This is a genomic window from Pseudobacillus sp. 179-B 2D1 NHS (genome assembly GCF_045370945.1).
Taxonomy (GTDB): domain Bacteria; phylum Bacillota; class Bacilli; order Bacillales; family Domibacillaceae; genus Pseudobacillus.
Genome location: NZ_JBIQDP010000012.1, coordinates 74,989 through 96,875 on the forward strand (window position 1 = coordinate 74,989; position 21,887 = coordinate 96,875).

Annotated in this window: 20 protein-coding genes, 1 pseudogene and 1 riboswitch; of the genes and pseudogenes, 4 read left to right on the forward strand and 17 right to left on the reverse strand. The window is 42.8% G+C overall.

What is annotated here, in order from left to right; translation table 11 throughout:
• Window positions 1–163: 163 nt before the first annotated feature.
• The 14 genes and pseudogenes from ACH0BF_RS13390 to ACH0BF_RS13455 form a co-directional block, all read right to left on the reverse strand.
• Entirely contained in the window at window positions 164–1,177 is a 1,014-nt protein-coding gene (locus ACH0BF_RS13390; RefSeq protein ID WP_406909511.1) for a ThiF family adenylyltransferase, read from the reverse strand.
• Between the two features lie 15 nt (window positions 1,178–1,192).
• Entirely contained in the window at window positions 1,193–1,396 is a 204-nt protein-coding gene (thiS, locus tag ACH0BF_RS13395) for a sulfur carrier protein ThiS (protein WP_406909481.1), read from the reverse strand.
• Window positions 1,380–2,012: a thiamine phosphate synthase gene (locus tag ACH0BF_RS13400; RefSeq protein ID WP_406909482.1), complete on the reverse strand. Its 633-nt coding sequence runs from the start codon at window positions 2,010–2,012 to the stop codon at window positions 1,380–1,382. The genes thiS and ACH0BF_RS13400 overlap by 17 nt, the downstream gene beginning before the upstream one ends.
• Window positions 1,954–3,132: a 2-iminoacetate synthase ThiH gene (thiH, locus tag ACH0BF_RS13405; protein WP_406909483.1), complete on the reverse strand. Its 1,179-nt coding sequence runs from the start codon at window positions 3,130–3,132 to the stop codon at window positions 1,954–1,956. Before thiH ends, ACH0BF_RS13400 begins: the two co-directional genes overlap by 59 nt.
• A gap of 15 nt (window positions 3,133–3,147) precedes the next feature.
• Window positions 3,148–3,912: a thiazole synthase gene (locus ACH0BF_RS13410; protein ID WP_406909484.1), complete on the reverse strand. Its 765-nt coding sequence runs from the start codon at window positions 3,910–3,912 to the stop codon at window positions 3,148–3,150.
• 76 nt (window positions 3,913–3,988) lie between these two features.
• Window positions 3,989–4,089, reverse strand: a riboswitch (TPP riboswitch).
• Window positions 4,090–4,094: 5 nt separating this feature from the next.
• Window positions 4,095–4,508 carry a large conductance mechanosensitive channel protein MscL gene (gene mscL / locus ACH0BF_RS13415; protein ID WP_340854369.1) on the reverse strand — a complete coding sequence of 138 codons (414 nt, stop codon included), beginning with the start codon at window positions 4,506–4,508 and terminating at the stop codon, window positions 4,095–4,097.
• Between the two features lie 40 nt (window positions 4,509–4,548).
• A complete protein-coding gene (locus tag ACH0BF_RS13420; protein ID WP_340854371.1) occupies window positions 4,549–5,976 on the reverse strand; it encodes a glycosyltransferase family 2 protein in 1,428 nt (475 codons plus the stop codon).
• Entirely contained in the window at window positions 5,973–7,025 is a 1,053-nt protein-coding gene (locus ACH0BF_RS13425) for a HEAT repeat domain-containing protein (RefSeq protein ID WP_340854373.1), read from the reverse strand. Before ACH0BF_RS13425 ends, ACH0BF_RS13420 begins: the two co-directional genes overlap by 4 nt.
• 188 nt (window positions 7,026–7,213) lie before the next feature.
• Window positions 7,214–8,647: an alanine/glycine:cation symporter family protein gene (locus tag ACH0BF_RS13430; RefSeq protein ID WP_259455517.1), complete on the reverse strand. Its 1,434-nt coding sequence runs from the start codon at window positions 8,645–8,647 to the stop codon at window positions 7,214–7,216.
• A 216-nt stretch (window positions 8,648–8,863) separates the two neighbouring features.
• Complete coding sequence (gene parC, locus ACH0BF_RS13435; RefSeq protein ID WP_120030790.1) at window positions 8,864–11,293, reverse strand: DNA topoisomerase IV subunit A; 2,430 nt, start codon at window positions 11,291–11,293, stop codon at window positions 8,864–8,866.
• Between the two features lie 4 nt (window positions 11,294–11,297).
• Complete coding sequence (gene parE, locus ACH0BF_RS13440) at window positions 11,298–13,268, reverse strand: DNA topoisomerase IV subunit B (RefSeq protein ID WP_120030788.1); 1,971 nt, start codon at window positions 13,266–13,268, stop codon at window positions 11,298–11,300.
• 226 nt (window positions 13,269–13,494) lie between these two features.
• Window positions 13,495–13,905 carry a CoA-binding protein gene (locus ACH0BF_RS13445; protein WP_120030786.1) on the reverse strand — a complete coding sequence of 137 codons (411 nt, stop codon included), beginning with the start codon at window positions 13,903–13,905 and terminating at the stop codon, window positions 13,495–13,497.
• A gap of 156 nt (window positions 13,906–14,061) precedes the next feature.
• Window positions 14,062–14,421: pseudogene (locus ACH0BF_RS13450) on the reverse strand (winged helix-turn-helix transcriptional regulator).
• Window positions 14,422–14,902: 481 nt separating this feature from the next.
• The gene (locus tag ACH0BF_RS13455; RefSeq protein WP_406909486.1) at window positions 14,903–16,201 is read right to left on the reverse strand and encodes a purine/pyrimidine permease; all 1,299 of its coding nucleotides are present in this window, start codon (window positions 16,199–16,201) and stop codon (window positions 14,903–14,905) included.
• Between the two features lie 177 nt (window positions 16,202–16,378).
• Between ACH0BF_RS13455 and plsY the strand changes: the two genes are divergently transcribed.
• Window positions 16,379–16,960 carry a glycerol-3-phosphate 1-O-acyltransferase PlsY gene (plsY, locus tag ACH0BF_RS13460; RefSeq protein ID WP_340854379.1) on the forward strand — a complete coding sequence of 194 codons (582 nt, stop codon included), beginning with the start codon at window positions 16,379–16,381 and terminating at the stop codon, window positions 16,958–16,960.
• 168 nt (window positions 16,961–17,128) lie between these two features.
• Here plsY and ACH0BF_RS13465 read toward each other — a convergent pair whose 3' ends face one another.
• Window positions 17,129–17,620 carry a 2-thiouracil desulfurase family protein gene (locus tag ACH0BF_RS13465; RefSeq protein WP_340854381.1) on the reverse strand — a complete coding sequence of 164 codons (492 nt, stop codon included), beginning with the start codon at window positions 17,618–17,620 and terminating at the stop codon, window positions 17,129–17,131.
• 114 nt (window positions 17,621–17,734) lie between these two features.
• Between ACH0BF_RS13465 and ACH0BF_RS13470 the strand changes: the two genes are divergently transcribed.
• Window positions 17,735–18,031: a HesB/YadR/YfhF family protein gene (locus tag ACH0BF_RS13470; RefSeq protein ID WP_406909487.1), complete on the forward strand. Its 297-nt coding sequence runs from the start codon at window positions 17,735–17,737 to the stop codon at window positions 18,029–18,031.
• Window positions 18,032–18,067: 36 nt separating this feature from the next.
• On the opposite strand, the gene ACH0BF_RS13475 is transcribed toward ACH0BF_RS13470, so the two are convergent.
• Window positions 18,068–18,370: a hypothetical protein gene (locus ACH0BF_RS13475; RefSeq protein ID WP_120030775.1), complete on the reverse strand. Its 303-nt coding sequence runs from the start codon at window positions 18,368–18,370 to the stop codon at window positions 18,068–18,070.
• A 17-nt stretch (window positions 18,371–18,387) separates the two neighbouring features.
• Window positions 18,388–18,810 carry an acyl-CoA thioesterase gene (locus tag ACH0BF_RS13480; protein ID WP_120030773.1) on the reverse strand — a complete coding sequence of 141 codons (423 nt, stop codon included), beginning with the start codon at window positions 18,808–18,810 and terminating at the stop codon, window positions 18,388–18,390.
• A gap of 139 nt (window positions 18,811–18,949) precedes the next feature.
• Between ACH0BF_RS13480 and ACH0BF_RS13485 the strand changes: the two genes are divergently transcribed.
• Together ACH0BF_RS13485 and ggt are read left to right on the forward strand one after the other, a co-directional pair.
• Window positions 18,950–20,086 carry a M20 family metallopeptidase gene (locus ACH0BF_RS13485; protein ID WP_406909488.1) on the forward strand — a complete coding sequence of 379 codons (1,137 nt, stop codon included), beginning with the start codon at window positions 18,950–18,952 and terminating at the stop codon, window positions 20,084–20,086.
• 31 nt (window positions 20,087–20,117) lie between these two features.
• Entirely contained in the window at window positions 20,118–21,809 is a 1,692-nt protein-coding gene (gene ggt, locus ACH0BF_RS13490) for a gamma-glutamyltransferase (RefSeq protein WP_340854384.1), read from the forward strand.
• Window positions 21,810–21,887: the final 78 nt, after the last annotated feature.

Sequence of the window (21,887 nt, forward strand, 5' to 3'; positions counted from 1 at the left end):
ATTTTTGTCTTTTTCTGAACGCAGTCTGAGCCGTCCGCTGTACAGCGGACGGCTCAGACTTCTCCTATTTCAATAGTCACCCCCTGCTCTTCATCAGGCTAACAAACACTTTCAATCGGCCAGATAACATCATCCTATAATTTATCTGTCCTCTTGCTTTCTGTTAACCAAGCAGCTGCTGATAAAGTTTTTTGGCTGCATCCGGATCTTTCGATTCGTGCACGAGCATCCTGCCATCCTGAAAAAGAACAATTCGCTTTCCTGCGATCTCCACTGACAATAAAAAGCCATTTGTTTTTACTTTTTTACCCTGTCGCTCAAACGACAAGGCCAGCTCAGCTAAATTAAATGTTCTATTGACTGGCGGCCTTACCTGCACTGTATTTCTTCCACACAAGATGGCGGTCTTTGTTCGTTGATCTCTTGTTAAATACGGATGAGTCGCTTTTTTGCCGCATGATGAACAAGCGGTCTTCTTTAAAGTGGCTATATTAATAGACGAATGTGTATTTTTCCATAAATCAAAGGAAACTAGCTCTCTGCGTATATCTTTCCATCGGTCAGCAAGAATCTTCAATGCTTCTGCTCCTTGAAAAGCTGTGGTCATTTGTACTGCTGGCGCAATAATTCCAGCGGTATCACAAGTCATACCTGCGGCTGGCAGAACGTCAAGCAAGCAAGCAAGACAGGGAGTTTCTCCAGGAAGGATGACACAACTGATTCCCTGGCTGCCAACACATGCTCCATATATCCAGGGGACGTTGTATTTTTGCGACAAATCATTGATTAAAAATCTTGTTTCAAAGTTGTCTGTTCCATCAAGCAGTAAATCAGGGCAGTGTTCAGTCATTAAAGCAGAAAGCTCCTCTGGACCCGCGTCTGCTGTTACAGCTGATATGTCTACGTCAGAATTAATTTCCTGGAGTCTTTTTTTAGCTGCCTCTGCTTTTGGCAGGCTGTCTTTTGCATCCTGTTCTTTATAAAGCTGCTGCCGCTGAAGATTCGTCCAGTCAACATAGTCACGGTCAATCAATGTCAGCTTCCCAATCCCTGCCCTGACAAGCATTTCGGCCAGAGAGGACCCTAATGCACCAACTCCAATAATCATTACATGCTTATTGCGGTAAGAGTCCGTTTCTTTTAAAAATAATTCCTGTCTCGAATAACGGCCTTCCATCATAGTTTTTCCTCCTTAACCGCCGCCTACAAATTGAATAATTTCAATACGATCGCCTTCTTCTACATTTGTTGAGCCTAGCTGTTCCTTTGGAATAATCTTACCGTTTGACTCAATAATCACTGTTTTTCCTTGCAGTGAATAAACAGTGAGCAAATTCTCAAGCGTCGGTTCCTCCAAGACAACTTGCCTTTCTTTGCCGTTAACCAAAATATTCATCTATTTGCTTTTCCTCCTTTTTTATTTCAGCTCGATAGCATGAGGCGGCGACAGCCGGTTCTTTACTTGCAAAAATTCCCGACATCACCGCAATTCCTTTCGCTCCAGCTGCTTTAATTTCCTGAACGTGATGCGGCATAATCCCTCCGATCGCGATCACCGGAATGCGGGAAAAACCCACTGTTGTTTGCAATAACTCTAGCCCCTTAGGTTGTTTACCAGGCTTGGAAGCCGTTTTATAAAGGTGGCCAAACAAAAGCCACTCGACCGCCTCTTCTTGTATGGCTGCTGCGTCAGCCGGCTCATGAATCGAGCAGCCGGCCTTTATATTTTTAGCAAAGCTTCTCACCTGTCTAAGCGGCAAGCTATTTTCTGTCAGCTGTACACCGCCGGCTCCTGTGGCAAGCGCCACATCTACACGGTCATTTATAATTAGCTTTTCAGCAGGAACCCCCCTAGCGATAAATGTCTCAGCCCAATGAAACAACTCTTTGGCACTGCGTTGTTTCTCTCTAATATGAATAAAATCAACAAACGGTTGAATGCTAGCGGCCGCTTCAGACGCCTGCGCCAGTTCGAGCTTTCCCGTTGTGATGGCATGAAGCCGAAAAGTCATCCGTCTCCTCCTCCACCGCCAAGATATCCCAATCTTTTGAAACAGGCTGATAGCCCAGCTGTTTTAGTCTCTTTTTCACTTCATCTACCGAACGATTATCAGAAATCTCAAATTGGCTATTGTTTTCTTTTTTGTTAGCATATCCGCCTACAACAGTAGAGGAGGCAGCAGACATTTTTGTTACCCCGAGCTTAATGAGATGATCTCTGAGTTCCGCCTCTTCACGTGTAGAGAGTGTAATACCTGCTCGCGGCATAAATAGACGAAAGGCAAGCATAGCCTGGACAAGGTCTTTATCCTCTACATTAACCCGCGGCTCGAATCCACCCAGGTTCGGACGAATGCGAGGAAAAGAAACGGCAATTTCTGTTTCTATATATTTTTTCTGCAAATACCTTGCATGCAGAGCGGTGAAAAATACTTCCTTCTGCCAATTATCCATTCCAAGCAGGGCGCCGATATTGACTGATCTCATCCCGGCCTGACAGCCTCTCTCTGGTGCATCAAGACGGTAACGGTAATTTCTTTTTGGTCCTTTTATATGAATCTCTTTATACACTTCCTCATTGTATACCTCCTGGTAAACCGTGAGCCCATCTACCCCAGCCTGAAAAAGCTGATGATATTCTTCCGTATCAAGCGGCTGTACCTCGATGGCGATTGAAGAGGCATGCTTTCTCAAAATTTTTGCGCCTTCCGCCAGATAAGCTACCGATGAATGAATACGTGATTCTCCTGTCAGCAAAATAACGTGCTGAATCCCCATATCCTTTAACGCCTTTGCTTCCTGGTCAATTTCTAATGACGTTAACTTTCGTCTTGGAAAATCATTATCAAAGCTAAAGCTGCAGTAAGCACATTTATTCACACAATAGTCTGTTAAGTAAAGCGGGGCATACAAGGAGATTACTTTACCAAAATTCCGAACTGTTAATCGCTGGGCTTTTTGAGCCATTTCTTCTAAACGTTCGCTGCCTGCAGGGGAAAGAAGCGCCAATAGGTCTTGTTCATTCAAATCGTCTTTATTTAAAGCTCTATCTACATCGGTTGTCGTCATGCTAGCTAACCACTCTTCATATGGTTGATCTTTGATTGAACGGTACACCTCATAAAAACTCAAAAAAATCCCTCCTTTTTAACGTAAAAATCCAGTTAACGGGGAGGAAGCGGCTGCTTTTTGCGACACTGCTCCCAGCCCCGCCAGATAAGCCTGTCTTCCAGCCTTAACAGCTAAATTGAACGCTTTAGCCATGCTTACCGGGTCATCAGCTGTGGCAATTGCCGTATTGACTAGCACCGCGTCAGCCCCCATCTCCATGGCTTCAGCTGCCTCAGACGGTTTGCCGATCCCTGCATCAACAATAATAGGCAGTGTTTTTTCTTCTATTAGAATCCGAATCATTTCCTTCATCCGGATGCCCCGGTTTGACCCTATCGGTGAACCGAGCGGCATAATGGCTGCCGCCCCAGCATCTGCTAGCTTTTTTGCTGCCATTAAATCCGGATTCATATAAGGAAGAACAATAAATCCTTCGTTAGCAAGGATTTCTGTAGCTCGAATGGTTTCTTCATTATCAGGCAACAAATACTTCTGATCGGAAATGACCTCAATTTTAATCCAGTTGCCCATCCCAGCGGCTCTGGCCAGTCTTGCAATTCTAACTGCTTCCTCGGCATTTCTAGCTCCCGAGGTATTGGGCATGATAATCATATTCGGCGGAATATCTTCTAAAATATTTTCATGCTCCGCTTCTAAATCTACCCTTCTCACCGCCACGGTAACTACTTCTGATTCTGATTCAGCAAAAGCCTGTCTCATGACCGAGTGATCTGCAAACTTTCCTGTGCCGGTAAAAAGCCGATTCGTTAACCTCGCTTGACCAATCATCAATTCATCCATTTATATTCCTCCTTTTTGCAATAAAAAAAGCCTGCCACAACGGCAGGCTTTTCTTTATGTACACCAAATAAACATACATAAATAAAGACAGCTTCCCTCCGTTGGTACTAACCAAATCAGGTTCAAGGGTTAGATGCATGCATCCTCTCAGCCTTAAAGGCACCCCTAGCTAAATTTTCTATTTAATTTTCTCTATTATACTCTGAATCTTCTAAATTGTTAAGCGTTTTTTGCGATTTTAATAAATCTCTAATTTCTGTAAGGAGCTCTTCCTCTTTTGAAAGTGAAGGCGTCTCCTCCTCCTTTTCCTGACGGTATAACTTATTAAATACCCGTACAAAGAGAAAAAGAGCAAATGAGATAATTAAAAAATGAACAATGGATTGTATGAAGAGACCATATTTCACCTCAGCTCCTCCGAAGCGAAACATTAACTTTGAAAAATTAATGCCCCCTATAAGCAGTCCAATGATCGGCATAATAATGTCCTGCACGAGAGAAGAAACGATTTTACCAAAAGCAGCTCCGATAATAACACCGATCGCCAGATCAATGACATTGCCGCGCATGGCAAATTTCTTAAATTCTTGCAACAACTTGGTTAAACTCCTTTCAGCTATCCTTTCAACGACCAACTCATTTTGACTCAACCTTGGCTCCTACACCAATCCGTTTCATCTCGCCCCAATCTTTCTTGCCAGCTAAAAATTGTAAAAAACCTTCTACCCGCCACTTGATCGTCAAAGGACGATACCAGAAGGTTTCAGAGAGCGCATAGAAAAATAGCTTCACAATATTGGCTGGTTTCGGATATTTCCTCAAGCTCCATTCTTCCAGAAGCACACCGCTCATAGATAAAATAGAACCGTATAAAAAAGATAGAGAAGCCATCAATATAGTGACCTCGGCATTAATAAATGAAAATAGGACCCCGAATAGGATAAGAATATAGCCGGCTAATTCAACGAATACACCCATCAGCTCAATCAAAAAGAAATAAGCCATGGATAGCACGCCTACAAGTCCATATTTAGGATTGAACAGCATATCTTTATGGTTCCAAATTACTTCGCAGAGCCCACGATGCCACCGCTGGCGCTGTCTACGCAAATAAAGCGCAGACTCTGGAGCTTCTGTCCAGCAGACGGGGTCCGGAACATACAGTATCTTTTTATTGAGCCCTTCTTCTTTAATCATCCGGTGCAGGCGCACCACAAGGTCCATGTCTTCTCCAACGGTGTTTGTGCGATAGCCGCCAATCCGAATGACTGACTCCTTCTCAAAAACGCCAAATGCGCCTGATATAATCAGCAGCAGATTATGACGGCTCAATCCAATACGGCCTATTAAGAAGGCCCGTAAATATTCGATCACTTGCATAATGACAAAGGGTTTGTTGGATAAATCCACGGTCATCACTTCTCCGCCTTCAATATGACAACCATTGGCGATCCGCACACTCCCGCCGACAGCAATCACTTCGCCATCTGAGTCGAGAATCGGCTTTATGACTTTCAGGAAAGCATTTCTTTCTAAGACAGAATCCCCGTCAAGTGAACAGACGTAAGGATAATGTGATAAGTTCATCCCAGCGTTCAAAGCATCTGCTTTTCCGCCGTTTTCCTTGTCGATCATATAAACATTTTTATAAATGGTCGAACGATAGATCCCTTTAACCTCTGCTGTTGGAATTCTTGTACGCAGCACTGTATTCGTCTTTACCATTTGGAATGACTCAATCATCGTTTCCACTGTGCTATCCTTCGATCCGTCATTGATCACAATCACTTCATATTCCGGATAATAAATGCTAAGGAGAGAACGAACACTGTTATAAATGCCTGCTTCTTCGTTATAGGCAGGCACGAGAATAGAGACAGGTTTTGTGTCAAAGGAATCAAGCAGGTCTTCTTCCGCTTCTTTAGAATTAAAGCCGTATTGGCTTCGCAGTTGCTTTGCTGAAATGAATAAAATAACAAAATAAAATAACAGCACAACTATTGTATACGAAATAAATAACCATGACAAAAAAGTGACGAGGCTGCTAATAAATTGGACAATCATATTATCGCTCCTTCGCTTTCAAGCCACTGGGCAGCCATATCTTTTGCATAGCGGTCGTGATGAGTTTCTATTATATGCTGCAGAATCAGTGCACCATCAGCATACTTTTGAAGAGCTTCCCCGGCAGCATTGCGAACAAACCAGTTTTCATCCGCAATTAATTTTGTGAGCTGGGGCAGGAAACGATCTTTTTTTGCTGCGCCGGCTAACTTGGCAAATAGCATTCTTTCCTGCCAATGAGAAGAGTAGCTAAATGAATAGATATCCGCTGAATCATCAGCATACCCGAACAAATACAATACTTTTAAAGCAGCAATTCGAAGCTCTAAATGCGACTGTTTCAATTGGTCTACAATAAAAGGAATATATCGATAATCCTGTGTTTCTGCCATCCACTCAATGATCGCCTGTTTAAAAATATTGTTTAACTTCTCATAGTTTTCAATAAAAAACGATTGGTATGTACCGTTAAACCTTCTTAATACGTCCTTATATAAAGCTTTAGAGAACGGTGGGGTAAGTTGGATGAGATCTGTAGCCAACGCTTTAGATTGTAGTGAAGCCAAAACCCGAATGGCTTCCGTCTGCTCTGCCTTCGTTTGAAACGAATCTTCTGCCAGAGCAAGCCACAAGTATGGTGCAAAAGAGGCCATATGGAAATTTTCTATATGATACAAGACGTTCATTCTTATGCTCCATCGCCTTTTGGTTAATCGCCGACGATACTCCTCTTTTAACCATTCTTCAGCAAGCATCGTAATCATGGCCGCTATTTCTTCACCCTTAAACATTTTAGAAGCTTCCTCCAGCAATTCTTCGAGCGCCTGGAGGTTAAGCGGATGACTACTCAACCATCGATTGTGTAAATCTTTTTCATCCCCTAACAAGTAGGCAAAAAGATCCGGACGCAAGTAAGCCTTTATTGATTCTACTTTCTCTGCCTTTCTATTTGTGTTTACTTTTTGGATCAATAGAAAAGCAAGCAAAAAAAGCAAAATCATGACAAGTGCCAAGTCTATATATAAGATCACTTTCAATGTATCACTCAACTTTGCTCACCCGCTTTATTATCGCCTAATAGTTAATTTATCGATTGATTTCTATATTCCACTAACTAAAAACAATAAACAGTTATTTCCTTTTATATTCTATCAAAGTTTGCACCGACCGATGTCTAGATAAAAGGAAATGTCAAGGTTGCCTCTATAGAAAGAAGCATAAGACAGCGGATGCTGCCTTATGCTTGTCCTTCCTCCTGCCGTTTTCTTTCCCAGGAGTCTGCTTTGCCGATTCCTTCAATTGAATCCGCATAAAAAACAGGCTCTTTTCCGGCTCTTCGCTGTTGTTGATAATCTTTTAGGGCTGCTACAGCAATTTTATACAGCATCGCGATAGCAACCAAATTGATTAGCGCCATGATGGCCATAAACAGGTCCGCCATGTCCCAGACAAGACTGATTTTTGCAATTGAGCCAAAGTACACCATGCCAATAACGGCCATTCTGTAAATAAACAAAGCGATCGGAGAGTTTTTAATAAATTCCAGATTCGTTTCGCCATAATAATAGTTTCCGATCACAGAACTGAATGCGAATAGAAAAATAGCCACAGCTAAAAAGATAGCTGCCCATTCACCGATATGCACAGACAAAGCGGACTGGGTTAAGTTAATGGAAGAAGCATCTTCCCTTAAGTATTGTCCTGACAACAAAATAATGAAAGCTGTAGCGGAGCAAACGACGATCGTGTCGACAAATACACCAAGCGTTTGGATGAGCCCTTGTTTCACAGGATGACTGACAGAAGCGGCTGCCGCTGCATTTGGAGCCGATCCCATTCCCGCTTCATTCGAAAATAGTCCCCGTTTAATTCCGTTCATAACCGCAGCCCCAAGCGTACCGCCTACTGCTTCCTCCATACCGAAAGCATTTTTGATAATTAACATAAACATAGCCGGGATTTCTGTGATATTGATAATTAGAACAAATAAGGCCACAAGAATATAAACAATAGCCATAACAGGTACGAGCACCTGCGTAACATGAGCAATTCGCTTAAGACCGCCAAAAATAATTAAAGCTGTGAGTATGCATAGAACAAGGCCAACAATAGGCTTTGATACGTTAAAGCTTTCATTCATAGCAATGGAAATAGTGTTAGACTGAACAGCATTAAAAACAAGGCCAAAACAAAAGGTGATGGTAACAGCGAAAATGATTCCCATCCATCTTTTATTCAGCCCTCTTTCCATATAATATGCAGGGCCGCCACGAAAGCCATTTTCATCTTTCACCTTGTAGATCTGAGCGAGCGTACTCTCTATGAAACTAGACGCTGCTCCAATGAAAGCGATCAGCCACATCCAAAAAACAGCGCCGGGACCGCCGGCAGCAATAGCCGTCGCTACACCCGCTAGGTTGCCTGTTCCAATTCTTGAAGCTGCACTAACTGTAAACGCCTGGAAAGAAGAGATTCCTTCCTTTCCTTTCGCAGAGATGGTTGATTTCTCAAAGATCACGCGAAACATTTCTCCAAACAAGCGAAATTGGACAAATCTCGTGCCGAATGAGAAAAACAAGCCTAACCCAATTAATAAAGCAATCATTACATACGTATACAAATAATCATTGACTGACAGTATGTATTGATCGATCTTCTCCATCCAATTCATAAAACGCATCCCTTCTTAAAAATGAGTGACAGAAAACAGTCCTTTACAATCTATCAGAAGATCGCTCTGCAATCAACCGACCTAGGTACCCTTCTCTCTTCCCTTTAATTTTTAGAAAAAAACAAAAAGAAGCTGGATAATAGTCCAGCTTCTTTCAAAAGATGAAAAATAGACCTTGCGATATGCTAAAAAACTAGCAATGCTCGTCATCTGCTTTTATGATTCTTCTGCCTTTATATCTCTCCAAACAGCAATCACTTTTCCGCTATCATTTTCATCTAAAACAAACGTCCCATTCGAATAACGATCACTTCGCTTTAAACTCGCAAAATCAAATTGTTCCGTTAGGCCTTTTTCTGTTTGCAAAACAAATTGTGTCTCTTGTTCGATCAGTGTCAATCCAACAACACGGTGCGGATTTCCTTTTAATTCTCGAAGCATCACCACTCCTCTTGCTGCACGTGAAAGCGGCTCAAATTCAGTGGACTTCATTTTCTTGACAGCTCCGCGCTGCGTAACAAGCAACAAGTCTTTTTCTTCGTCTTCTTTCCATACTTCAAGGCTCACTAAATGGTCGCCGTCTTTCAAATTAATTCCCTTCACTCCTGCGGCTCTTGGCCCGACAAGGCTTGCTTCTTCCTCGGAAAAGAGGAGGCCGTACCCATAAAAAGTAGCCAAGAACACTTGATTCCTTCCATCTGTTACATGTACTCCGACTACCTCATCATCCTCTTTTAACTTAATAGCTGTCAGTGCCCGTGAATAACGCTGTACTTTATAAGCAGCCAATTCAGTGCGTTTGATCATGCCATTTTTTGTAGCAAACAACAAGTAAAGCGGCTCCTGGAAGTCCTTAACAGCAAAAACAGCGATAATCGATTCATCCTTTTCAAGAGTTACGAGGCTCGCCAGATGCTGTCCGAGGTCCTTCCAGCGAATATCGGGAAGTTCATGAACAGGTAAATACAAGTAGCTCCCCTTGCTTGTAAACACAAGCAGTACATCTGTTGTGTGAACCTCTGCCTTGTAAAGAAGGCGATCGGTCTCTTTCATGGCAAGATCCTTTCCGCCGGATGCCGAATAGGAGCGCAAGCTTGTTCGCTTAATATAGCCATCTTTCGTAACTGTGACGATGACTTCTTCATTTGGAATGAGCACTTCCAGGTTTACTTTTATTTCTTCGATTTCCTCTTCTATCACTGTTCGTCTTGTGTCGTTGTACTTTTTTCGCACTTCTTTTAATTCTTTTTTAATGACGCTTGTCAGCTTTTTTTCACTTGCCAAAATAGCCGTCAGCTGCTCTATCTCCGCTGCAAGTTCTTCTGCTTCCTTCTGCAGAGCTGTAATATCCGTGTTCGTCAACCGATATAATTGCAGGCTGACGATGGCTTCCGCTTGAGCTTCCGTAAAATCGAATGAAGCCATTAAATTATTTTTGGCATCGCGTTTATCCTTTGATGCCCGTATGGTAGCAATAACCTCATCAAGAATAGACAGCGCTTTGATCAAGCCGTCTACAATATGCTGGCGTGCCTTCGCTTTTGCCAACTCATATTCCGATCGCTTCGTAACAACTTCCTTTTGGTGACTTATGTAGGCATCGAGCAATTCAGGTAACCCCATGAGCACCGGCCGCTGATTATGAATGGCCACCATGTTAAAGTTATAGCTGATTTGCAAATCACTTACTTTATATAAATAATTTAAAATTCCTTGGGCGTCGCCATCTTTTTTCAACTCAATCACGATTCGGAGGCCAGTCCGATCTGTTTCATCCCGTACTTCTGCGATTCCTTCTACTTTGCGATCAAGACGGAAATCATCTATTTTTTTGACAAGGTTTGCCTTATTTACATCATAAGGAATTTCAGTAATGACAATTTGCTTTTTCCCACCGCGAATTTCTTCAATTTCGGCTTTTCCACGTACAATGATCTTTCCTTTTCCTGTTCTGTACGCTTTTTCAATGCCTTCAATTCCCTGGATAATACCGCCTGTCGGAAAATCAGGTCCTTTAATCACTTTCATTAAATCGGCTACTGTGCAATCAGGCCGTTCCATTCTCATAACCGCTGCATCGATCACTTCACCTAGCTGATGAGGTGGTATTTCCGTCGCATAACCTGCGGATATCCCCGTTGACCCATTGACTAACAAGTTAGGGAACCTTGCTGGCAAAACAGTCGGCTCTTCTGTCGTATCGTCAAAGTTAGGAATAAAGTCAACCGTGCGCTTATCGATGTCCTTTAGCAATTCTCCGGAAATAGCCGAAAGCCTTGCCTCTGTATAACGCATGGCCGCCGGAGGGTCACCGTCGACTGAGCCATTGTTCCCATGCATTTCCACAAGAAGCTGACGAAGCTTCCACTCCTGACTCATTCGCACCATCGCATCGTAAACTGAAGAGTCACCATGCGGATGGAAATTACCGATAACATTTCCGACTGTTTTGGCAGATTTCCGAAAGCCTTTTTCATGCGTATTTCCTTCTGTATGCATCGCGTATAAAATCCGGCGCTGTACCGGCTTCAATCCATCCCGGGCATCGGGAAGCGCGCGTTCCTGGATAATATATTTGCTATAGCGCCCAAATCGGTCTCCAAGCACCTCTTCAAGCGGTAAATCTTGAAATACTTCTTTTTGCATCTACTTACTCCTCCTTGCCGACTGAAAGGTTCTCGTTTTCTAAAATATTGCCGTCCTCTTCCAGTCCAAAAGCAACATTTGATTCAATCCATTTCCGGCGCGGCTCCACCTTATCACCCATCAGTGTAGTGACACGGCGCTCAGCTCGGGCTGCGTCATCAATAAGCACGCGGATGAGCGTTCTCGTATCCGGATTCATCGTAGTTTCCCATAATTGATCGGCATTCATTTCACCAAGGCCTTTATAACGCTGGAGCATACAGCCTTTTCCTACTCGCTTCATTGTTTCCGAAAGCTCTTCATCTGTCCAGGCGTATTCCACTTTTTCTTTTTTTCCGCTTCCTTTGCTTACTTTGTAAAGCGGTGGAAGGGCGATATATACTTTTCCAGCTTCAATAAGCGGCTTCATATAGCGATAAAAGAAAGTGAGCAGTAAGACTTGAATATGTGCACCATCTGTATCGGCATCCGTCATAATAATGACCTTGTCGTAATTGGCGTCTTCCACGTTAAAATCTGGCCCTACGCCCGCACCAATTGCATGGATAATCGTATTAATTTCCTCATTCTTAAAAATATCAGCAAGCTTAGCCTTCTCCGTGTTAATCACTTTTCCGCGCAATGGGAGAACAGCCTGGAAGCGGCGATCGCGTCCTTGTTTGGCTGATCCGCCGGCTGAGTCACCCTCCACTAAATACAATTCATTTTTTTGCGGGTTGCGTGACTGTGCAGGCGTAAGCTTACCGGAAAGCACACCTTCATTGCGCTTGCGCTTTTTCCCGCTACGGGCATCTTCACGGGCTTTTCTTGCTGCTTCTCTTGCCTGAGCGGCTTTAATGGCTTTTTTAATTAACAATGAGCTTGTTTCCGGATTTTCCTCTAAGAAGTAGGACAGCTGCGAAGACACCACGCTGTCAACTGCCGACCGAGCTTCGCTTGTGCCGAGCTTTCCTTTCGTCTGTCCTTCAAATTGAAGCAGTTCCTCTGGAATACGCACAGAAACAATAGCAGCTAAGCCTTCACGAATGTCGGTACCTTCGAGATTTTTATCTTTTTCCTTTAATAGATTTACTTTGCGCGCATACTCGTTAAATACCCTTGTCATGGCTGTACGCGCTCCCGCTTCATGGGTGCCTCCATCCTTCGTCCGGACATTGTTAACAAACGACAGGATCGTTTCGGAGTAGCCGTCATTAAATTGGAAAGCAAATTCTACTTCAATCCCATTCTGTTCTCCAGCAAAGGACACTACCTGGTGCAAAGCATCTTTCTCTCCATTTAAATATTTAACAAATTCCTCGATGCCTTTTTCATAATAAAAAACTTCTTCCAGCTTTTGACGTTCATCTATCAAGCTGATCTTCATGCCCTTTAACAAAAAGGCCGATTCTCTTAACCGCTCACTTAACGTATCGAAATTATAATGAATGGTGCTGAAAATAGCCGGGTCTGGCTTGAAGTGGATGGTGGTTCCTGTTTTTTTTGTTTTTCCGATCTTCTCAAGCGTCGTTACCGGGACGCCTCCATGCTCAAAGCGCTGCTGATAAATAAAACCATCACGATGAATCGTCACTGTCAGCCACTCAGACAAAGCATTGACGACAGAAGCGCCGACACCATGCAGTCCGCCGCTCGTTTTATATCCGCCTTGTCCAAACTTCCCGCCGGCGTGCAAGATCGTCAAAATAACTTCCGGAGTTGGCTTTCCTAGTTTATGCATACCAGTAGGCATACCGCGGCCAAAGTCCTGGACGCTCACCGACTGATCTTTGTGGATAATGATTTTTATTTCGTTGCCGTAGCCGGCAAGCGCTTCATCCACTGAGTTATCTACAATTTCATAGACTAAATGATGCAGACCTCGCGTGTCTGTAGACCCAATATACATTCCAGGTCTCTTTCTGACCGCTTCCAGTCCCTCGAGGACTTGGATGGCATCATCATTATAGTCAAAGGTCACTTCTTTTTTTGTCACAAAAATTCCCCTTTCAGACTTCCTAGAGAAACAAACAAACGTTCGTACACTTTATTATATCATAAAAATTCCAATGCTTCATCTTCCCATTATGCCGGAAGTTTACAATTGTACTGTTCCGTTCTGCATTTTCCTCTGCCTTATTGTATGGTCAACATGCAATTTATGCAAATAGATAACAGTAAAAAACAAGCGGAAATGGACCGCTTGTTTCTTAGTTGCCCGCTTATTTAGTGAGGGCATGTTCCACTTTTATGCATCTATCCATAATGACGGTCTTGCCTTTTTCTTTTAAAAACTCATACGCTTCTTCATTAGCTACACCAAGCTGTGCCCAAAAAATCTCACAATCTATCTCAACGAATTCTTTGGCAATCTCCGGTAAAAACTCTGATCGGCGAAATACATTTACAATATCAACAGGCTCCTTAATATCTTTTAAGGAAGCCACCGCTTTTTCTCCCAGAACTTCATCAACAGTAGGGTTTACTGGAATAATTTTATATCCAGCTTGCTGCATCGCTTCAGAAACCATATAGCTTGTTCGGTTTGGATTATCACTTAAGCCGATGACAGCAATAGTCTTTGCCTTTTTTAGCAGCTGTCCCATTTCTTCTCTCGTTGGATTAGTAATCATAACTAACTCTCCTCCTTGCACTCAATAATTCGGCTTCTTTTAGCCATTCTCCTTCTATTACTTTTATTCCCTTCAAGCGACCACCGCATTCTCTTAAAGAAGGATCTTTTACATTTCATACTGCCAATCGATCCATGAGCTCCACTTGGATGGTACTTATCTAGCAAAAAGTTTAATGTTTTGTTTTCCCCATTCATACATCATCAAAACAATAGGCATTAAACTTTGGCCTAACTCTGTTAATGAATATTCCACTCTTGGAGGAACTTCAGGGAACACCCTCCGATGGACAATGCCACCTTCCTCTAACTCTCTAATCTATGTAGTTAACACCTTATGTGTGATTCTTGGAAACAGCTGTTTAATTTCACTGAACTGCAAAGTGCCATCAGTCCCTAAATAATAAACAATGGTAATCTTATATTTGCCGCTGATAAGAGATAAAGTCAATTCTTTTTCACAATTAAACTGACCATTTTCTATCTTTTTTTGTATCTCTGACCGTAAATCGTTCATTTGCTGTTCCCACTCCCTGTATTTCTAAAAAAAGTATCCTTTTAGTAACATCTCACAAAAAAGTGCGTTCTTCCATAAGACAAAAGCATCTTTTAGAATAAATTTCAGTCAGGCACAACCATCACTAACTATCCTGTCCTAAGCAGCACATCTGACCTGATTGAATCAATCAACTTCTGTGGACAACGGGCAAAACGTCTGCACTTATTAGTACCAGGCTTCCTGGGAGTTTTCATAAGTGTTTTTCTACAGGATTATCAAAAACAAGGAGGTTCATTCATATGAACAAAATTACATTAGATGCAGCAAAAGAGATGATTGCAGTGGCTGAAGCAGCTGTTAATGTCTTTGACGCCAAATTTGCCTGAATAGAAGAAATTAAACTGAACAATCAATGAAAAAACGCTTTGGATAGCAGCAGCTTCCAAAGCGTTTTTTCGTTATTTCTTACACTAATCGGCGTTTAAACGATTAAAAATCCTTAACTGCCGAGCGTTTTCTTTCTAGCCGTCACTAATAGAAACTGCTCTACACAAATAGCGATAATTGTTCCAAAGATCAGCCCATTATTTAAAATAGAAGCAGCCGCCGCAGGAAAATTAGTAAAGGCAGCCGCAGGGACAAACATGACACCTACTCCTGCTAATAAAGAGACACCGGAAACAAGGCGGGCTCGTTCTTTATTTTTTTCTTTATCCATTTCAGCAAAAGCAAAACCAGCCATGCGAGAGAAAATTACGAATGTGACCGCATATCCAACTGGAGCTGGCAAGGAAGCAAGCACATTCATGACAGGTGGAAACACGCTCATTCCCACAACGAGCAGTGAACCGATGAAAAACGGCTGAATGGAAGCATTGCCTGTCTGGGCTACAAACCCCGCTGCTCCTGAAATAGGAACCGAACCAATGGCTGAAAAGCCTCCTCCGAGCATTTGGTTGATACCAGCCGCCACGCCAGCACTGCGATAACTACCTTTTTCACTTGAACCATCTAAGTGCATAATGACTTCTTCCATTACTCTAATCGAAGCAATCATATTAGCTGTTAACAAAAGTGTAATAAAAGCAGCTGTGACGATTGTGCCTGAGTCGAATAGCGGCGGGCCAAAAACAAACAAGCCCGGTAGATGGAACAGTTCTTTTCCTGAAGCAGAATGGAAGGGTGCCTCGCCAATAAGAAAGAATAGCAGCCAGCCGAAACCAAGTGAGATAATAACCGAATACTGTCGCATCCATTGAATGCGGTGCGCAGAAAAATAAAAGGCCGCTATCAAGGTGACGGCACTCCCTGCCATCACAAGCGGGCGAACGCTCTCCGTTTCATTCGGCAAGCCAAGCATTCCTTTCAAAAATGAACCGCTCAGCTGTAAAATAAGCAGCAATAAATAGATAAATGTTACTGTCGGGGTGAATAATTTAGCCATTTTTTCGAGCAAACCAAAAGCGGCCAGAAAAATAAAAATGATACCTGAAACGATCATTCCCCCTTCAAGGCTTTGCAGAGCCTGCTCCGTTGAAGAATAGATTGTGCCTGCAAAACCGGCGTAAATCGCAAAGACTCCCCACCATAGTCCGGCCGGCCCTTCATTAATAGGCAGCCGATGTCCAATTAAGGCTTGGATCATTCCGGAAAGCCCGAGCACAAACATCGTCCTCTGTACAAATTCCGCTGTATCTGCCGGAGAGAGATGAAATAAACCAGCAATAGCAATTGGAGCTACAAGTGAACTCGCCAGCATAAAAAACAGCCATTGAACAGCACTAAAAAACAATCCCATATTTTCACCTGTTTCTTTCTGAAGTTAAATCTTTCCGTTTACTCAGCGTACGCTAATTTTTTTAATCAGGCAACGGAAAAATCTCCTCTTCTTATTCTATGCATGTTAAAATAAGAATCAGCATGTAAAAACTTTCATACATTCTATTGTAAAGGACAAGATTAAAGGAGTAAGTTTATGATTACTGGACTTATTATTTTACTAGCTTATTTACTTGGATCGATTCCTTCCGGCTTAATTATCGGCAAATGCTTTTTTGGCATTGACATTCGTGAACACGGAAGCGGCAACCTCGGTGCAACCAACTCGTTTCGTACACTGGGTGTAAAGGCGGGAATTGTGGTGACGCTTGCTGATATTTTAAAAGGGACAGCGGCGACTATGCTTCCACTCTGGCTTGATCCAGGCCTGAATCCGCTTATCCCCGGTGTTATAGCAGTAATCGGGCACATGTTCCCTGTATTCGCTAACTTTAGAGGGGGAAAAGCAGTCGCAACGTCAGGCGGCGTCCTGCTAGGCGTCGAACCGGTCATGTTTCTTGTTATCCTGCTTAGCTTTTTTATTTCACTCTATCTAACGAAGTATGTATCCTTATCATCGATTATTGTTGCTATCGTTGCTTTAACCTATGCGATTATTCTTCAAAATCCGCCGCTCATTATCGTTGTCGGTATGTTAGCCTTTTTTGTTATTTATCGCCATCGCGCCAACATCTCGCGGATTAAAAATAAGACCGAGCCCAAAATTAAGTGGTTGTAATCATTGTCATTCTCTTAATCGTTCTGCTTTTACAGTCAGGGGTAGGATGCAGACAAAAGCAGCGCAAGTTGCGGCAATAAACAGTTGCCTGCACGAGCGCTGCTTTTTCTTTTTTTATTATTCATCATCTACAACCTGCTAATCTCCATCTATATGTAAGGAATGATTTTAATCGATACTCGTGAAAGCATCCCCCTCTATTTCATCTAAAAGTTTTGACAGGTTTTCCTCGGAGATCACTTTAAAGCCATGCCTGTGAAGCAAAGCTGCGGTTACGCCGTTGCCAGCTATCTTTTTATTTCTAAATTCCCCGTTATAAATCATCGCGCTTCCGCATGAAGGGCTGTATTCTTTTAAAATAACAGCCGTTGCTTTTATTTCTTGAGCTTTTTTAAGGGTGTCATAAGCACCTTTTATATAAAGCGCTGTGACGTCCCTTCCGGACTTTTCCACTACTTTCGCCTGGCCATCAAGGACTGCTTCCCCATCGCCGCCTACGATTTCTGCTGGTTCTCTCGGCGTGGAGAAACCGCCAAGCAATTCTGGACATACAGCGATCGCTTTCTGGCTTTCCACCAACTCTCTTATCTTGCTGTATAAACTGTGTGAACCGTTATATCTTACTTCAAAGCCCGCTAAGCAAGAACTTACCAAAATCATTTTCTCACCTCTTGTCATTAAGTGGATTTGCCTTTCTTTTAAAATAGGCAGGCATCTGTTTTCATTATTTTCTGCATCCGTGATACACTTAGAAAAAGTAGAGGTGAATAACATATGCATATTCAAGTAGAGGCAAAGGCACGCTCATGGTTTGAAAACGAAATGGAAGTAAGTCAAGGTGACTATGTCCGTTTTTTCGTCCGTTATGGAGGCTCCAGCCCCCTTCATCAAGGTTTTTCACTCGGTGTCACCAAAGATGAGCCTGTGGAAATCGGAGCAAAAACCGAAATAGATGGCGTCATTTATTTTATAGAACAAAATGATTTATGGTTTTTTGATGGTCACGACCTGCAGGTGAACTATAATGAAAAACTGGACGAGCCAAAATACGACTATGTAAAGCCCTCTTAAAAAGCGAAAAGGCCGCATGCTGCGCCTTTTCGCTTTTTATAATTGAAACTTTTCAATATGACTTTGCAGCCCTTCTCTTTCTAAGATCTCTTTTTGCCGGTCTCCAAGCAGATCAAAGTGTGAATAGCCGTCTTTTCTTTTGTCAATCCACTCTTTTTTTAAGCCGTACTTTCTTCCCCAGCGGGCGAGCGTTTCTAAATCCTTGCACCCTACTTTTGTGACGGTACGACAATGGGGAAATCTTTCATCCAGCCAATAATGGGTTAAAAAAGCAATATTTCCATTGTCGATTTGCCGCTTCCACTCTGCCAGCTCCTGTTTATGTATGCCGAATGCCATTTCCTTCTCCTATCTTTCTATGCCTGCTTCTTATTTTCTTCGTATACTTTATGCCAGTCTGGAAACACCCGCTTCAGTGACACCGGACGGAATGTATCTTTTTTTACGACCGCATGAGAAGTTGTCCCCGTCAAACATACTTCTCCTTCTTTATTTTTAATTTCATAACCATACACAGTACGGACACCCGTATATTCTTCAATCCAAGAGTAAACCCAGGCTGTATCCCCATAACGAAACGGCTTTTTGTAAGAAAGCTGTATATCAAGCACCGGAGCTACATACCCTTCTTTCTCCATTTCAGCATAGTTAAAGCCTAAATCCTCAATTAATTGAGTACGGCCAAGCTCAAGCCATACCACATACTGGCCATGGTACACAACTTGCATGGCATCTGTCTCTGCATATCTTACTTGTACTTCTTTCTCTGAAATGAACATCTATCGAGTCTCCCTTTTGCAGTTTATCTTCTAATTTACTCAGTATATCTCAGCCTGTTGGTAAAATAAAGCATGTTTACACTTTCAGAAAAACAGGGAATCACTTAAGGACAGACATTAAGAACAAGGAGGGTTTCTTTTGATTGATTATCTTCACAGTAAAAAACAGGAAATGATTGATCTGTTAGAGACCATCGTCAATACAGACAGCAATTCTTACGACAAGGAAGGCGTGGATCAGGTAGGCGCTTTGCTAAAAAATAAATTCGAAGAGATTGGCATGTATGTTAAGGTACATCGACAAACTAAACAAGGGAATCACCTGGAAATTAAAGCAGAGCGGGAAAGTCAACCAAAAATTTTGATCGTCTCCCACATGGACACCGTATTCCCTAAAGGTGAAGCGAAGAAGCGGCCTTTTTCAATTATTGGAGATAAAGCCTACGGACCAGGTGTAAATGACGAGAAAGCAAGTCACGTTCAGATTCTCTATGCGATGAAAGCATTAAAAGAAAGCGGATCAGCTGCTGTGAATAACGTTCATATCATCTTTAACAGTGACGAAGAAATTGGCTCGATTTCCTCTAAGGCATTAATTGAAGAAGCAGCAGCAGAAAAAGATTACAGTCTCATCGTTGAATGCGGGCGGCCGAATGACGGGGTAGTCACCGAAAGAAAAGGAGTCGGCCACTTCGTCATGAAGGTGCAAGGAAAAAGTGCTCATGCGGGTGTAGAACCAGAAATCGGCGTTAGTGCAATCGAAGAGCTTGCCTATAAGGTCATCCGCCTCCAAGAGTTAAATGATTATGACCAGGGACTGACGGTAAATGTTGGCCTAATTAAAGGAGGCACTTCCGTTAACACGGTGCCGCCATATGCGGAAGCAGAGATTGATGTCCGTGTAAAAAATAACGATCAGGCAATGAACATCACTAAATCGATTCATAAAATCGCCGGTGAAGAAGTCGTTCATGGAACACGTACCGAACTAAGCGGCGGTATTGACCGCCCTCCAATGGAGCGAACAGAAGAATCTGAAAAGCTTTTTAATAGGATACGAGAAACGGGCAAAGAGCTGGGCTTTGCTATTCACGAAGTCAGCACTGGTGGCGGATCCGATGCATCCTTTACAGCAGCAAAAGGCATTCCGACCATCGATGGTATGGGTCCTATCGGTGAATTTTCACATAGCGAAACAGAAGAATATACAGATTTGCATTCACTGGTAGACCGCACAATCTTGCTCGCAAAAACGATTGAGCGGTTATCCAAGTAACTAAGTAACTAAAAAATTTGAGGTGTAAATAATGGATATAAAAAATATTATAAAAAACCAAAAACGAGAAAACGGCGGTCAGCGCGCATGGGCAGATGGTGGAATGACTGCAAGTGCGACAGTGGAAGCATCTACAATTGGTGCTGATGTGCTAAAATCCGGCGGTAATGCAATGGATGCGCTGGCCGCCATGCAATTTGCGCTGGCTGTGTCGGAACCTTTTAATACTGGGCTTGGCGCCAGCGGCTTTATCGTCTATTATGATGCCAAAAAACATGAAACAAAGGTTATCCACGGTCATTCGAAAGCACCTAAGAATGCCCGAACAAATGTGTTTGTGAATGAAGATCAGGATGTCATTCCCTTTCTGGAGCGATCTACTCCCGGAACAGCCGTAGCGATTCCGGGTATTTTAAAAGCATTCGATAAAGCGCTGGCCCTTTACGGACGCAAAACTTGGGAAGAAGTGATCGAACCTGCTATCCATTTATCTGAAAAAGGTATAGAAGTGAATGACTTATGGGTAACGGCCATTGAAAGGTTCGGAAACCGCCTCGGAAAAGAAGCCAAAGCTTTCTTTTTTCCAGACGATGTTCCTTTAACTAAAGGAGAAGTAGCTATAAACAAAGATTTAACCCGGGCACTTAAAGAGCTTCAAAAAGAGGGTGTGGATTCTTTTTATAAAGGAGCGATTGCAAAAGCCATCGCTGAGGAAGTTCAGAAGCTTGACGGGTGCTTAGTATTAGAGGATCTGATTAATTATGAAGCAAAAATAGCTAAGCCGCTGCAGGCTGCTTATAAAGGATTTGATATCGTGGTGCCGAGCCCTCCAAATGGAGGTGGTTTTGCCCTTCTCTATATGCTTAAACTATTAGAAAAACTAAATATTGGTCAATACAGCGTCCGTTCATGGGAGAAGTATTATTTAATCGCTGAGACGCTGCGAGTGATGACTGCTGACAAACTAGCCTTTATGACTGATCCTGATCTGTACGATATCCCACTTGAAGGATTGCTTCACCCCGACTATCTGGATGAGCGCCTTCAGTTATATAATTTTAAATTCCGCAATGATAAAGTTGCGGCAGGAAACCCATGGAAATTTGATCAAAATAAACAACCGAGCGGCCTGATGGCGCAGGCTTTTGAGATCGGCTCAGAAACTACCCACTTTGTAGCTGTGGACAAAGATGGAAATATTGCTACCTGCACCTCTTCCCTTGAACATAATTTTGGCTCGGGAATCATGGTGCCCGGCTATGGATTCTTATTAAATAATGATATGACAGATTTCGATCCCTCACTTGGAGGAGTAAATAGTGTAGAGCCGAATAAATATCCGGTCAGCATGAAAACCCCGACGATGATTTTTAAAGATGGGAAGCCTTTCTTAACGCTTGGTTCACCCGGCGGTCCGACGATTGTCGCTTCTGTTCTGCAAACGCTCATCCATGTTATTAATTATGAAATGGACCTGAAAGACGCCATAGAAGAACCACGGATCTTCAATGGTACCGGTCCCTTAATCTGGTGGGAAGAAGGCATCCCTGAAGAAGCTAAACAAGTGTTAGAAAAGATGAATTATCAATTTGATCAGATTGCTCTGCCAATGGGCAACGTTCAGGCTGTACTGTTTGACCATCAGTCTAGTCAATTGTACGGAGCGAGCGATTCTTCAAGGCCCGGCATCCCTGTAGGCGTCAATCAATCCGAAGCTCATTAAATCAAAAAAGCGGTCCAACGTTACTATTAAACGTTAGGCCGCTTTTTATGTATAGTCAATCTCTGCGTAAGCCTTGAG